General features: G+C 69.3%; 13 protein-coding genes and 1 other RNA gene. 6 read left to right on the plus strand and 8 right to left on the minus strand.

Features of this window, described 5'->3' with window-relative positions; all coding sequences use genetic code 11:
• Nucleotides 1-64 precede the first annotated feature (64 nt).
• The 8 genes from VHR41_10210 to dusB form a co-directional block, all read right to left on the minus strand.
• Complete coding sequence (locus VHR41_10210; GenBank protein HEX3234559.1) at nucleotides 65-892, minus strand: ATP-binding cassette domain-containing protein; 828 nt, start codon at nucleotides 890-892, stop codon at nucleotides 65-67.
• Nucleotides 889-1,830: a hypothetical protein gene (locus VHR41_10215; protein ID HEX3234560.1), complete on the minus strand. Its 942-nt coding sequence runs from the start codon at nucleotides 1,828-1,830 to the stop codon at nucleotides 889-891. The genes VHR41_10210 and VHR41_10215 overlap by 4 nt, the downstream gene beginning before the upstream one ends.
• Nucleotides 1,827-3,092 (minus strand): STAS domain-containing protein, encoded by a 1,266-nt coding sequence (locus VHR41_10220; GenBank protein HEX3234561.1) that lies wholly within the window; start codon nucleotides 3,090-3,092, stop codon nucleotides 1,827-1,829. The genes VHR41_10215 and VHR41_10220 overlap by 4 nt, the downstream gene beginning before the upstream one ends.
• A gap of 103 nt (nucleotides 3,093-3,195) precedes the next feature.
• Nucleotides 3,196-3,563, minus strand: a transfer-messenger RNA (tmRNA) gene (gene ssrA, locus VHR41_10225).
• A gap of 65 nt (nucleotides 3,564-3,628) precedes the next feature.
• Entirely contained in the window at nucleotides 3,629-5,086 is a 1,458-nt protein-coding gene (locus VHR41_10230; GenBank protein ID HEX3234562.1) for a GGDEF domain-containing protein, read from the minus strand.
• The gene (locus VHR41_10235) at nucleotides 5,083-6,036 is read right to left on the minus strand and encodes a CorA family divalent cation transporter (GenBank protein HEX3234563.1); all 954 of its coding nucleotides are present in this window, start codon (nucleotides 6,034-6,036) and stop codon (nucleotides 5,083-5,085) included. Before VHR41_10235 ends, VHR41_10230 begins: the two co-directional genes overlap by 4 nt.
• A complete protein-coding gene (gene larB, locus VHR41_10240; protein ID HEX3234564.1) occupies nucleotides 6,033-6,788 on the minus strand; it encodes a nickel pincer cofactor biosynthesis protein LarB in 756 nt (251 codons plus the stop codon). Before larB ends, VHR41_10235 begins: the two co-directional genes overlap by 4 nt.
• Entirely contained in the window at nucleotides 6,785-7,768 is a 984-nt protein-coding gene (dusB, locus tag VHR41_10245) for a tRNA dihydrouridine synthase DusB (protein ID HEX3234565.1), read from the minus strand. Before dusB ends, larB begins: the two co-directional genes overlap by 4 nt.
• A 325-nt stretch (nucleotides 7,769-8,093) precedes the next feature.
• Between dusB and VHR41_10250 the strand changes: the two genes are divergently transcribed.
• The 6 genes from VHR41_10250 to VHR41_10275 all read left to right on the plus strand — a co-directional run bounded on the left by VHR41_10250 (nucleotide 8,094) and on the right by VHR41_10275 (nucleotide 13,885).
• Nucleotides 8,094-9,308, plus strand: a complete 1,215-nt coding sequence (locus VHR41_10250; GenBank protein ID HEX3234566.1) for an SMP-30/gluconolactonase/LRE family protein — start codon at nucleotides 8,094-8,096, stop codon at nucleotides 9,306-9,308.
• A 79-nt stretch (nucleotides 9,309-9,387) separates the two neighbouring features.
• Nucleotides 9,388-9,840, plus strand: coding sequence for a PTS sugar transporter subunit IIA (locus tag VHR41_10255; GenBank protein HEX3234567.1), 453 nt, complete (start codon nucleotides 9,388-9,390; stop codon nucleotides 9,838-9,840).
• A 2-nt stretch (nucleotides 9,841-9,842) separates the two neighbouring features.
• Nucleotides 9,843-12,023: a GWxTD domain-containing protein gene (locus VHR41_10260; protein HEX3234568.1), complete on the plus strand. Its 2,181-nt coding sequence runs from the start codon at nucleotides 9,843-9,845 to the stop codon at nucleotides 12,021-12,023.
• A gap of 590 nt (nucleotides 12,024-12,613) precedes the next feature.
• Nucleotides 12,614-13,015, plus strand: coding sequence for a Rid family detoxifying hydrolase (locus VHR41_10265; GenBank protein HEX3234569.1), 402 nt, complete (start codon nucleotides 12,614-12,616; stop codon nucleotides 13,013-13,015).
• A 71-nt stretch (nucleotides 13,016-13,086) separates the two neighbouring features.
• The gene (locus VHR41_10270) at nucleotides 13,087-13,485 is read left to right on the plus strand and encodes a hypothetical protein (protein HEX3234570.1); all 399 of its coding nucleotides are present in this window, start codon (nucleotides 13,087-13,089) and stop codon (nucleotides 13,483-13,485) included.
• A gap of 16 nt (nucleotides 13,486-13,501) precedes the next feature.
• On the plus strand, nucleotides 13,502-13,885 hold the full coding sequence (locus VHR41_10275; GenBank protein HEX3234571.1) for a VOC family protein: 384 nt from the start codon (nucleotides 13,502-13,504) through the stop codon (nucleotides 13,883-13,885).
• Nucleotides 13,886-13,909 lie beyond the last annotated feature (24 nt).

Genomic DNA, 13,909 nt, shown 5'->3' on the forward strand with positions numbered 1-13,909 from the left:
GAGGATTTTGCTCGCTTCAGCCAATGCTCGCCGGAGGAGGGAGGGAGTCGGCCCGTTCGCCGGCTCAGAGGTACAGCCGCCGCAGCATGTCGGCCGTCGACTCGTCCACCAGTTCGGCGCTCCGAAGCCGCTCGAAGCTGTCCAGCAGCTCCTCGACCCTGAGCTGGCGCTTCCGGGCGCCTCCGATGCTCTGGACGATACGGCCCTGGTGCATGAGCACGAGCCGGTCACCGAGCGCCACGGCCTGCTGCAGCGAGTGGGTCACCATCAACGTGGTGAGCCCTTCCTTCCGGATGATCTGATCGGTCAGCTGCACCACCTGCTCGGAGCTTCGCGGGTCAAGTGCGGAAGTGTGCTCGTCCAGCAGGAGGATCTCGGGCCGAACCAGCGTCGCCATCAGCAGGGTGAGGGCCTGGCGCTGCCCGCCGGAGAGTGTGCCGACGGGCATGTCGAGGCGATCCTCCAGGCCGACGCCGAGCTCACGCACCCGCGCCGCCAGGTCGCGCCGGCGGCTTCGGGCCAGCGCGCCCCGCAACACGCCGCGGCGCCGGCCGCGCTTGGCAGCCACCGCCAGGTTCTCGGCCACTGTGAGCTGGGGGATGCTGCCGGTCACCGGATTCTGGAACACCCGGCCCACCAGCGCGGCACGACGCCACTCCGGCCATCGGGTCGCGTCCTGGCCGGCGAGCTCCACCCTTCCCCGGTCGGTCTGCAGCGCTCCGGCAATGGCGTTGAGCAGGGTCGACTTTCCCGAGCCGTTGCCGCCGATCACGACGACGAAGTCCCGCTGCTCCATGGTGAGGTCCACGCCCTGGAGCGCCCGCTGCTCGGTGGGAGTGCCGGGAAAAAAGGTGTGATGCAGATGCTGCACCACCAGTGCGGGCGCCGTCATCCGCCCTCCGCCACCCGCTCGGCTCGTCGGCGGCGCAGTCGGCCGACGACCGCCGGCACCACCAGCGCGCCCAGGACGAACACCGCGGTCCCCAGCTTGAGCGTGTCGGACGGAAGCCCCGCCACCAGCGCGCCCGCTACCAGCAGCCGGAACACGACAGTCCCGGCAAGCGTGCCGGCGATCTGTCGCCGGAGACCGCGTCGGCCCAGCAGCCCCTCGCCCAGCACCAGGCAGGCGAGCGCCGTCACGATGATCCCGATCCCCATCGAGATGTTGGCGAAGCCCTGGTACTGCGCGAAGAGCGCACCGGCCAGAGCCACCAGCCCGTTGGCGAGCAGCAGTCCCAGCGTCACCATGATCCCGGTGTGGATACCCAGCGCGCGCGACGCCTGCGCATTTCCTCCGGCGGCGCGCATGGCGAGTCCCAGGTCCGTGCGTAGAAAGCGGGCGAGCACCCAGATGCTGAACAGCACGAATACCACGAACACCGCGAGCGAGGAGAACAGCCCCGCCCCGAGGCTGGTCCCGCCGATCTCGACCGTCTCCGGCAGATGGAGGGCGTGCCACGCCGACTCGGCCACATCGGGAAGCGTGTACGCCGAGCCGAGGGAGAGATTGCCGCTGCCCATGATCCGGAGCTGGATGGTGTACAGCGCGGTCGTCACCAGGATTCCGCCCAGCAGCGTGTCGATGCCGAACACGACGTACATGAGCCCGGTGGTCGCGCCGGCCAGCCAGCCGGCCGCCGCCGCGGCGACCGTGGCCAGGACCGGGTGCACCCCGGCACTCAGCAGCGCCGCGGCAACGGCACCGCCCAGCCCGAACGACCCGTCGGTCGTGAGGTCGAGCCGTCCCATCACCCGAAAGGTGATGAACACGCCCAGGGTGAGCAGCGAGAGGAGGAAGCCCATCGACAGCGTGCCGATGAGCAGGTTCACGCGGTGGTCACCCGGGTGATCGGGCCGACCCAGCAGAGACCGCGACGGAAGGTGCTCTGGCCCGAGCCGGCGGCGCCACGGTCATCGCCCAGGAGGTGCAGCACGCCGCGCACGCGCTGCTGGGCGTAGAGCCGGGTGACCAGGGCACGAAGGACCACGGTCCGCTGCGGCACCGGCCGGTAGGTGAAGACCACGGCGTGGAAGTGGCCGAACACGTCGCTTCCGGCCGCGACCGGCCGGAGCCGGGGCGCCAGGATCTGGTCCGGCCGCCGGGAGACCACACCCGCCACGAGAACAGTGGTGCCCTGGTGGGTCGGCTGCGGCGTGGTGCCGAGCCAGTCGCGCACGCCCTGTACGTCGAGCCGCACGCGGGAGAGAATCGTGCCTGGGCTGTGGCGAAGCCAGGCACCCACCAGTCCCGCCGCCTCGGCCACCATCACGAGTCCGGCGGTCTCCTGACCGGTGTCGTCGAGCGTGGCGCCGGCGATCTCCGAGAGCGGGACGGGCTCGGTCTCGGAGGGGCTGGAGAAGCGCTGCAGCACGGAGAATCCGCCCCGGCAGATGAGCCCCGACACCAGCAGGGTCTTGGGCGCGCGCCCGCCGAGTCCCACGTCGAAGTCCGGCACCTGCGTCCCCAGCGTGGGCAGATGCGCGACCGCGCCGCCCGCGGCCACGATCTCGCCCAGCCGCGGGCCGGCCTCGGTCTTCCCTTCCCCCAGCGCGCCGATGCCGAGGCCAAAGGAATTCTCCGGGAACTCGAAGGTGCCGTAGTCGGTAGACTCGATCCACCCGCGGACGCCTGCGTCGGCGCGCCCGTGCACCTCGCAGGAGAGTTGCGCCCAGGGCTCCCGCGATGAGACTTCGAACACGCCCCGGGGCGCCACCGCGGTTGGCGAGCGCCAGTCGTCGCGGGTGTGCTCGCTGAGCTGGCTGGAGGGCGAGGAGACATCAGCGGGTGCGGACTGGACCAGCAGTTTCGGAAGAAGATCGGCCCGCGTGAGCGCCGCGGCTGCCACCGGTGAGGGCGACATCACCCGGAGCTCGCCCCGGGCGGACGCATAGTCCTGGTGGGCCTGCTGCAACGCCTGAGTCCCGGGCGAGCTCAGGTAGCTCACGTCGCTCATGTCCAGCACCACCGACCGGCGCCCTTCGCGGAGCAGGCGCTCGAGCGTGTCGGCCACCTGAAGCGCGGCCTCGCCGTCCAGACGGCCGGCGAGGTTGACGACAGTGGCGGCGCCATCGGCGGTGGTCGAGATGTTCACGACCCATCATACCCACGGCCCCATCCCGGTTCAACGCAGCGAGGGAGAGCCGCAAACAAACGGCGGGCCCGCCCGAGAAGGCGGACCCGCCGTTGTCGATTGTCGATGGAGGCGCAGGGAATCGAACCCTGGTCCGAATAAGCGTCCAGAATTGCGTCTACGTGCGTAGGCTCGGCTTGCTACCGTGGCCGCGGGGCGGTGCCGAACCGACCTCCCCTTGGTCTATCTCCTGAAAGATCTCACCGTCCGCGCCGGAGCGACGCGTTCGGCCAGCCCGGGTTTGCGATTCGACAGGCGGCGCTCCGGGCGGGCTCCACCAGCCGAAGGCGCGTCAAGCGAGCGTTAGCTCAGCTTACGCGGCCAGTGCCAGTTCAGTATTGGCAGTTGAAACGTTCCAGACGGTTTTACCAGGACTCTGGACCTGGGCACGCTGCCATTCCTTCAACAAACCCGTCGAAGCCAGTCGCCCCCTCGGGAGTGCTGAATATAGCCGGACCCAGGGCCTTCTGGTAGCCGGGCGGGGTATCCGCAAGGGCCTATTTCCCGGCTTTTTCCACTCGGTTCCTGCCGCTGTTCTTGGCCACGTACAGGGCTGCGTCGGCCTGCCCCGGCAAGCTTGGAACGCTCCGCCCCGTCTCGGGACAGGCAGCCACCCCGAACGAGGCGCTGAGCGGCCAGGAACGCCCGCGCCAATCCCAGGGGGTCGTGCCCAGCTTGATCCGAATCCGCTCGGCGATCCGGGCCCCGGTTTCCAGGTCCGACTTGGGAAGCCAGACGGCGAACTCCTCCCCGCCGATGCGGGCGGGGACGTCACCGGAACGGATCTGCCCCTGGATGATTCTCGCGAAGTGGATCAGCGCGGCGTCGCCCGCGGGGTGGCCCAGGGTGTCGTTCAGCAGCTTGAAGCGATCCAGGTCGGCGTACACCAGCGCACCCTCGCGTGGACCCCGCGGCTCGGCCTGGGCGATCAGCTCGTCGAACCTGCGCCGGTTAGCCAGACCGGTGAGCCGGTCGGACGCCGCTTCCGCTGTTCGCTTGTCCCCCTCGACTGCCCGGGCCAGCCGTGGACCCGCGTTCGCCACGGCCTCCATCAGCTCGGCGAGCGCCGCTCCGGTAGGTTCGCGCCCGCCGGGCGGCCAGATGGCCACGGCGCCGAACGCCACGTCGCCTACCAGGATCGGCAGCAACATGACGATTCCGTGGCGCTGCCGGCGGTCGGCCACGACGCCGCCCAGGGGGTCGCCCTCCATGGTGAGCTGGGGGACCTCGCCGCGGGCCACCCGCGCGAGGTCGGAGATCTCGGGCACCACCATGTCGAGCAGCCGCCGGTCACCGCGGCCGGAGACGCCCACCACCCGGACCTGGGGGAGCGGCGGGAGCGAGCCCAGGGTGCCGGCCATGGGTGCGCCCAGGGGATCGGTGGCGGCCACGATGACCTGCGCGTCGAGCGCCCGCTCCAACTGATAGGCCAGGCGGAGCCCCACGCTTCCGGTGGACTCGAGCGAGGCCTCCTGTGTCTGCGCCTGGGCCAGGGCCACGATCTGCGGACGGCGGCGGGTACCGTCGAGCAGGCGTTTCAGGTCGGCCTCGACCAGGTCCAGCCGGCGTGCATCGAAGGCCGTGGGCAGCAGCAGTGCCACCGCCGTGCCGGTGGCCGCGTGGAACACCAGGGTGCCGCTGTCCAGGCGCTCGGCGCCACTCTGTTCCTGGTCGCGCGCGCGCTCCAGACGGCGGTCCACCGCGACGATCTGCGCCACCGAGAGCCGTTCGGAGTCCACGATCCGCTCCGCGTGCGGCTCCTTCTCCTGCGGGTCCAGCTCGGCCACCCAGACGCCCAGCGCGCCGTAGGACCGGCGGAGCCACTCGAGGGCGGGATCGGGCAGGAGGTGCGGCCCCACGCCGGCGGCCGTCTGGACCGCTCCCCGGCGGCGGGCGGACAGCCACCCCACGGCGCCTCCGGCGGCGGCGGCCAGGAGCAGCCCGATTACGCTCACTCCCGGAGCCACCCGTTGCGGCGGAACCAGAGATAGATCGCGACTGTCACCAGGCCCATCGCGGCCAGCACGACCGGGTAGCCCCAGCGGGAGTGCAGCTCCGGCATGAAGTCGAAGTTCATGCCGTAGACGCCGACGACGAACGTGAGCGGCAGAAAGAAGACCGAGAACACGGTCAACACCCGCATCACCTCACCCGTCCGATGCGAGGCCAGCGAGAGCTGGATACTGAGCAGGGTGTTGGCGTCGTCCAGCATCTCGTCGACGTAGAAATGGAAGCTCTCCAGATTCTCCTGGACGTCCCGGAAGAGCGAGACGTGCTTGCCCGAGAGCGGGGTCATCCGCTGCACCACGTCGACCGTCCGCCAGAGCAGCCGCTTGATCAGGGTCACCTGGCGCTTCAGCACGTGGATCTCGCGGAGGCCGGCCGCGAAGCTCTGCTTGGCCCTGTCGCCGCCGGAGAAGACGTCCTCCTCGAACGCGTCGATGCGCGCTTCGACCAGCTCCAAGGGATGCAGATAGGTGTCCAGCGCGGCATTCAAGAGCTGGGTGAGTAGATACGCCTGCAAGCCTTCGTTTCCCTGCCCCGGCGGTTTGTGCTGGTGCTCGTGCCCGATCCGGTCCACCAGCGCCGTGAGCCAGGCCTGCTCCCGCCGGTGCACGGTGAGCAGGAATCCCGTCCCATAGAAGATGGCGATCTTCCGAGTGAGCTCCTGCACCGTGGTGCAGCTCCGGCTGGAGCGCTCATCGAACACCCGGATGATGGCGAACGCGTAACCCTCCAACTGCTCGAACTTCGGCAGGTGCTCGGGATCGAGGCAGTCGTTCACCGAGGTGGGCTGCAGTCCGTACTGCCGGGCCAGCTGGTTCAACTCTTCGGCGGTCGGGTCGACCACGTCCTCCCAGACGAACGCGGGCTCGGCCCGGCGCACCACCGTCCGCATGGTCATCCGTGGCAGATCCGGCTGGCCGCCGCCGCGGCGCCGAAACCGTTGTCGATATTGACCACGGTCACTCCAGCGGCGCAGGAGTTGAGCATCCCGAGCAGTGCGGCGAGCCCGCTGAACGAGGCGCCGTACCCGATGCTGGTGGGCACCGCGATCACCGGCACCGCCACCAGCCCACCGACGACGCTGGGCAGCGCGCCCTCCATACCAGCGACGACGATGACGACGCGGGCCTGTTTCAACTGGTCGCCCGCGGCAAGCAGGCGATGCAGGCCGGCGACGCCGACATCCATGAGGCGCTCGACCCGATTGCCGAATGCGTCGGCCACCACCGCGGCCTCCTCCGCGACCGGCATGTCGCTGGTACCCGCTGAGACCACCAGGATGGTTCCGGTCGACGGCGGCACGGCCGGCACGGGCGGCCCGGCCAGGTGCACCGTCCGCGCGATCTCGTTCCACACCATCCGGGGAAAGCGCGCCTGCAGTGCGGCAGCCAGCTCCTCCGATGCGCGGGTGCCGAGGAAAGAGCCGCTGGCGGCTTCGAGCCGCTCGCAGATGGCCACCACCTGGTCGACCCGCTTGCCCTCGCAGAAGACGACTTCAGGCTGGCCCTGACGCAGGGCACGATGGTGATCGACGCGAGCGAAGGGAAGCTCTTCGAAGGGAAGGTGGCGCAGGCGGTCCAGCGCCGCGGGAGGGGCGAGGCGGCCGGCGGCGACGTCGGCGAGCAGGGCCTCGAGCTGCTCGGCTCTCACGCCACCGCGGCAACCGGCTCGAGATATTCCAGGAAGATCGCTTCCGCCTCCGCGATCGACTCGATCCGGAAGAGACGCTGGCGCAGCTCGCCGGATCCGTGGAGACCCTTGGTGTACCAGCCGAGGTGCTTGCGGAACTCGACGACCGTCTTCCGGGTGTCGCCTTGCAGCCGGATGGCGAGCCGGGCGTGCTCCAGGGCCACCCGGAAGCGCTCGGCGGCCTGCGGAGGCGGCGGCGCGGGCTGGCCCGCCAGGCGCGCCCGTCCATCGCGGAACAGCCACGGATTCCCGAACGCGCCGCGACCGACCATGATACCCGCGCAGCCGGTGTGCTCGCGCATCCGGAGGATGTCGTCCGCCGTCTGCAGGTCCCCGTTGCCGATCACCGGGATCTCCAGCGCCTCGACCACCCGGGCGATCTCGTCCCAATTGGCCTGGCCGGAGAACATCTGGGTCCGGGTCCGGGCGTGCAGGGTGAACGCGCGGGCGCCCGCGTCCTGCATCCGGAGGGCGATCCCCACCGGGTCGCGCTCCTCCTCGCTCCAGCCGCTCCGGGTCTTGACCGTGACCGGCAGGTGGGTGGCGCCGATGACCGCGCGGATGATCCGCTCGACCAGATCCATGTCGCGGAGGCAGCCGGAGCCGCCGTTCCGCTGGACCACCTTCTTGACCGGGCAGCCGAAGTTGATGTCGATGAACTCGGGGCGATAGTGCTCGGTGATCAGGCCGGCGGCCTCCGCCATGCCCTCGGGATTGGCGCCGTAGATCTGGATCCCGATCGGCCGCTCGACCTCCTCGAACTCGGCGCCCTCGAGGGTGTTGCGGATCCGCCGGCGGATCGCCTCGGAGGAGAGGAACTCGGAGAGCACGACGTCGGCGCCCATCGCCCGGCAGATCTGGCGAAAGGGTGCCTCGGACACTCCGGCCATCGGGGCCAGGAGCAGCGGGCAATCGACCGTGGAGGAGTAGGGCAACTGCATGGCGACAAAATACTTGGCCGCTCGGCGGGGGGCAATGGAACGCGGGGTCCAGATTGGAACTCGGGCGGCGCGGGGCGCGTAGGACGGAGAGGGCGAGGCGGGAAGGGCGGGAAGGGCGGTCAGGACGGTAACGATGGTAAGGACCGGAGCGGTGGGAAGGACATATACCAGCTACGAGGATTAAAATGTCTAGTTCCTCCAGATCACCTTCCCGTTCTTTCCCTCCTTACCGCCCTTCCCGTCCTTCCGGTCCTTCCCACCGCCTTGCCCTGCTGAAACCCTCAGTCTGCTCCTGCCGTTTCAGGCCACCGCCCAAACCGATCCGGTGCTCGATTCCCGCCGCGCCGCCCAGGAAGCGGCGCGGGCCTACCAGACGCACGACTACCGGGCGTTCCTCACCCACGCCAGGGAGGCGGAGCGGCTCCGCCCTGCGCACGGTGGTGCGATATACAACCTCGCCTGTGCCTACGCGCTCACCGGGGACACGGCGGCCGCATTGGCCATGCTCGACCGCTTCGCCGGACTCGGCTACGCGGCCGACGTGGCGGCCGACTCCGATCTCGCCGCGCTCCGGAGCACACAGGGCTTCCAGCATGTGCGGCAGCGGCTGGCCCGGAACGAAGCGCCGCTGGAGCGGAGCACGGTGGCATTCTCCCTTCCGGAGCGAGATCTGCTCACCGAGGGAATCGCCTACGATCCGCAGGAGAAGGCGTTCTATCTGGGCAGCGTGCATCACCGGAAGATCGTTCGGGTCGACCGCCGCGGGCGGATCGGCGACTTCGTTCCCGAGGGTCGCGACAGCCTCTGGGCGCCGCTCGGCATGAAGGTCGATCCGGTTCGCCGGGCGCTCTGGGTGGCGACGGCAGTGATGCCACAGATGGCCGGGTTCGTTCCCTCCGACAGTGGCCGCTCCGGGATCTTCCGGTACGATCTCGCTTCGGGACGACTGACCGGCCGCTTTCTGCTGCCGGCGGATGACGCGTTCCACGTACTCGGCGACCTGACGATCGACCGCGCTGGGAACGTGTACGCCGCGGACAGCCGATCCCCGGCCATCTATCGGGTGCGCGCGAGCGGCGACACCATCCAGCGCTTTGTCTCTTCCCCGCTCCTCCTGGCGGCCCAAGGCCTGGTGTTGACGCCGGACGAGCGCACAATGTATGTGGCCGACTACTCCCGTGGTATCCTCCGGATCGACATGGCCTCAGGCGCGATGTCCCTGCTCCCTACCCGGGACAGTGTGCTGGCGCTGGGCATCGATGGGCTCTACCTGATCGGCGGCCGTCTCGTCGGAATCCAGAACGGCGTGATACCGCACCGCGTGGTGCGTCTCACCCTCTCGCCGGCGGGCGACAGCGTCACGGCCGGCGAAGTGCTCGAGCGGGCCCACCCGCGGTACGCCGAGCCCACGCTGGGCGTCGTGGTGGGTCACGACTTGTATTATGTCGCCAACAGCCAGTGGGAGCGGTTCGGCGAGGACGGACACGTGGCGGATCCCGCCGTGCTGCTTCCTCCGACCGTCCTGCGGCTCCGGCTTTGACACGCTTTCGCGTGCGGATTAGGTTGCCGCTGGCCTCTGCTGCCGCACGACCTCGAGCCACCTTCGGCCCCGCCATCCTATGCGGCTCAGCGAATTCTTCAGTCCCGATGCCATCTCGACCGGGCTCGAGGGAAGCACCAAGGACCAGATCCTCGCGGAGCTGGTGGCGTTGCTCCGGCTCGACGAACGGGCCACCGAGACGCTCCTCCGGATGCTCCAGCGGCGAGAGAGCCTCGGCTCGACGGGAGTCGGCCGCGGCATCGCCATCCCCCACTGCCGCTCCCTCGTCGTGAGCCGTCTCAGGCTGGCGTATGGCCACCGCAAGGAAGGCGTGGACTTCGATGCCATCGACAGCCGGCCGGTGTTCCACTTCTTTCTGATCGTGGCACCTCCGCTGGAGATCTCCAACCAATACCTTCCGGTGCTCGGCAAGATTGCCCAGCTGGCCAAGGAGCCGGACGTACCCAACCGATTGGCCGCCCTCACGTCCGCCGACGAGTTTCTCCGTCTGCTGGAGGAGAAGGGAGTGTAGCCGTGATCCGGGGCAGCGCCGCCATCCTGGTTCTCGTCTTGCACGCCGCGCGCGTGCTCGGCCAGGCCCCGGGCGATCGCCTCGCTCTCCAGCGGTTCCGCGATTCCCTCTCGCGGGTCGACGACACCACCTCGCTTCGCGACTATCAGCATCGGCTGCACTCCTCCTCGACATCGAACGGTGACACCGACCGGCTCCGGGCCGGACTGCTGGCGTTCCGCCTGGCCGAGCTCGGTGCCGATCGCGATTTCGGCGATGCGATCGACCTGTTTCGTAAGCTCACCGCGCGCCGGCCCGACTGGCCCCTCGCCTGGCACGCGCTCGGATTGGCCGAGGCCCGGCGCGCGGCCTGGGAGCAGTCCGACCCGCTGGCGCTGGGCAACCGGGTGGGCGTGCGGACTCTGGCGCGGGCGGCCGCTGATCAGCGTCGAGCGCTCGACGCCGACTCGAGCTTCGACCCTGCCGCGCTGGCGCTCGCCAGCCTGACGCTCGGTCTCCGCGACACGGCGCTGTACGCCTCCGCGTGCGATGCGCTCCGCCGCGCGGGAGCCCCGCCGAGCGCCAGCGCCACGGTGCTGCTGGCGTGGGGTCGGATGGAGCGCGCCGCGGGCCGGATGGGCGACGCGGCCACCGTGTTCCGGCGCGCGTTGGCGGCGGCCGGCAGATCGCCTGCGTTGGCGCTGCTGGAGCTCGCCCGCACTCGACTGGCCGCCGACGGCGCGGATGGTGAGCAGGCCTACTATGAGGGCGCCGCCCTGGACGATGTCGCGGCGGTGGCGGGCTATCGCGCGGACCTGGTGCCGATCGCCACCAAGACGGAGCTGGCCGGCTTCGATCGGAGTCGGGGTGCGGCGCGGGTCGAGTTCCTTCGCGACTTCTGGACCGAGCGGGACCGGCTGGAGCTCCGCGCCAGTGGCGAGCGGCTGCGCGAGCACTACCGGCGGCTGCTCTATGCGAGCCGTCACTTCGCGCTCACCACCACCCGGCGCTTCTACGGCGACCGGGACGCCTACCGATCGGGCAGCGAGGAGCTGGACGACCGTGGCATCATCTACGTTCGTCATGGCGAGCCCGGCGAGCGCCACCGCCCCTTCGTCTTCGGGCTGATGCCCAACGAATCGTGGCGTTACGCGCGGGCCGACGGCGACCTGCTCTTTCACTTCACCGCCGGCTACGACAGCGGCGCGGGCGGCGACCTGTACGACTACCGCCTGGTGGAGAGCGTCCTCGACATGCGGGGAGCCAGCGAAGCGCCGGTGGACCAGCTGCTGCTCTCCCGGCAGTCGCTCTCGCCCGTCTATGGGCGCATGCTCAACTGGGGAGCGGGCGGGGCCGCACGGGCGCGGGCCCGGGAGCGGAGCATCGGCCGGGTGAGTATCGCCTACGGCACCACCACCGACAGCTACGAGCTCCAGTTCTCCCGGCGGCTCACCGCGTACGCCGACCTGGTGGCCATTGGCCAGCGGGATGGCGCGCCGGTGGCGCAGTTCGTGTTCGCCATCGGGGCGGCGGAGACCACGCCGGTACACGAGGTCGGCGGCGTGAGCTATCCGGTGCGGGTGCGGCTGGTGGCGCTCGACGCGCTGGAGCATGCGGCGGGGAACGTGGACACGATCGTCGTGTTCCGGCTGGACCGGCCGCTCTCCCGTGGGCGGTATCTCATCGGCCGAGTGGAGCTGCCGTTGCCGGCCGGGGGCTGGAGCTGGCGGGCGGCGCTGTCGCAAGGGCATGACGCTGGCGTGGTCCTGCCTCGCGACACGGTGCGAGTCGAGGGGCCGGGACCGGGGCTCGGGTTGAGCGACCTCGCGCTCGGCATCCGCGCGGCGAGCGCGCGGTGGCTCCCGACCCCGGCCGACACCGTGCTGCTTACGCCATTCAAGCTCTTCCTCGAGGGCAGCGAGGTGGAGCTGTACTACGAGGCGAGCGGCACCGTGCCCGGGACGGCGTACCGGCACCAGATCGCGGTGTATCGCCTGAAGGGCGATGGGCGCCTGGAGCCGAGGCCGGTGGTCACCCTGGGGTTCGAGGAGCGGGCCGAGGGGGTATTGCTCCGCTCGCACCGCACCCTGCAGCTCGGCCGGCTCAAGCCTGGGGCGTACGTGGTGGAGGTCAAAGTCGCGGGGCCGGCGGCGGAGCCGGTGCGGCGGCGGCGGGAGCTCAGGGTGGTGCGGGGTGAGCGGTGAAGCTGAAGCCAGCAGTTGCCACCGTCCTACCGATGGTCCTCCTGAGCGGTGGCTGCGGATCCGGTTCTGGCTTTGCGCCCGTCCCGGGGCCGCCAAATGGGTACGCGTACGCGTATGCCTCGCCGGACTGTGCCCCTTGGGATGGGCGTGCGGTCGAGATCGTACTTACCACGGTCCCGACGAACGCGCCGGAAAGTACACGACCTCAGCTCCGACTGGCCATTTACCCGAGGGACGCCGAGATCACTGGGAAGGCGTACCGGTGGCCGGCGGACCCCGAGATGGCCACGGGAGCGCGCTGCATTGCCGACTCCTGTGAGGTTGCGGCCACGGGTGAGATAGAGCTCCGGCCGGCACGTCCCGATAGCTCATTGGAAGGCACAGTGACCCTGCGTTTTGGCTCGAATGATGTGGCGGCCGGTGGGTTCCGGGCGGCATGGCGCCCGCGGCGCATCCTCTGCGGGTAAGGTGAGCCTGCAGCATACCCGCTTAACCGCGCATGCAGCCGACTGGCCGGTCTGGCGCGGAAGGCCTCTCGGGCAGAGGTTCCTAGCGCGCTTCGGAACGATACCCAACCACGGGAGGCACGCTTGGAGCAGTTACACGCAGTCCTTGAAAGTCCGCGCATACCTCGGCGCGGCCCCTACTCTCAGGCCGTACGCGTCGGTGATCTGATCTTTGTCGCGGGCCAGGCTGGGATCGACCCGGCTACCGGGGGCATAGTCGGCCCCACGTTCGAGCTCCAAGCCCGTCAGGCCTTTGAAAACCTCCGCGCCATCCTGGAAGACGCTGGGAGCGGGCTGGGTCAGGTCGTCAAGACCACCTGCTTCCTCGCCCTGCCCGACGCTTTTGATGCCCTGAATGGGCTCTATGCGGAATACTTCCCGACCGCTCCGCCGGCCCGCTCGACTCCGCTGGTGCAGCTGCCGCGCGGTCTTCTGTTCTCGGTCGAGGCGATCGCGGTCGCAGCTCCGGGTGGCGGCACCGCCTAACTTTCGTGGTCACATGCGAAGACATCACGAGGTATCACATGGGCGCGTCTGTAGTTGCCTACTGGCCTGGTATGACCGATGACCAAGTCGAGGCCCAGCCCGGCTTCTACAATGACGACCGCGCATGGGGCAACTGGATGGCCGAGCGGGAGGACGACGCTGCCGTTTCCGATGCCATCGGACGTCTGAAGGCGGAGGCGATCCTGACGTTCAAGACCGACGGCTGGGAGGACGAGGACGTAGCCTGGGTGAGCCCCCAGGAGCTGCGCGAGGCCGCGGTGAGATTACGTGCAGCGGTGCATGCTGGAGCGCCGGAGATGCGCGTCATTCTGGCTTCCTATGAACGGAACGCCAACCACATCGACCCCATTTCGGAAGAGTTCGTCCGTGACTTGGACGACATCGAGGCGATTACGCGGTGGGCCGAAGCCGAAGGGGCGACCAAGATGACGCTCGAGGTCAACTGGTAGGTGTAAGGAGAGAGCCATGAGTCTCCGATCCTGCATCCCGGTGATTCCGAGCGCGGACTTGGAGAAGACCCTCCGCCTGTGGGTCGACGGTCTTGGCTTCAGCATGGAATCAGAAATGAGAGCAGAGGGTCGGCTGGTTTGCTGTATGCTGCGCAACAGCCAGTTGTATTTCATGCTGAATCAGCGGGCCGGGTCGCCAGTGACACCGGATAATTATGAAGGCATCCGGCTCTACTGGACCCCGGCCGACATCCATGGGACCGGGCAGCGGTTGATACGGCTCGGGTACACGGTATCAGAGCTCGTGGACCGAGACTACGGACAAACCGAGTTCTTGCTGACGGACGACGACGGTTACTCCCATTGCTTTGGTGTGCCGACCCGCGCAGCGCAACCCTAGCTGACGAATCGCCGCTCTTCATCC

It is taken from the genome of Gemmatimonadales bacterium (assembly GCA_036265815.1).
Lineage (GTDB): Bacteria > Gemmatimonadota > Gemmatimonadetes > Gemmatimonadales > GWC2-71-9 > CAVVWJ01.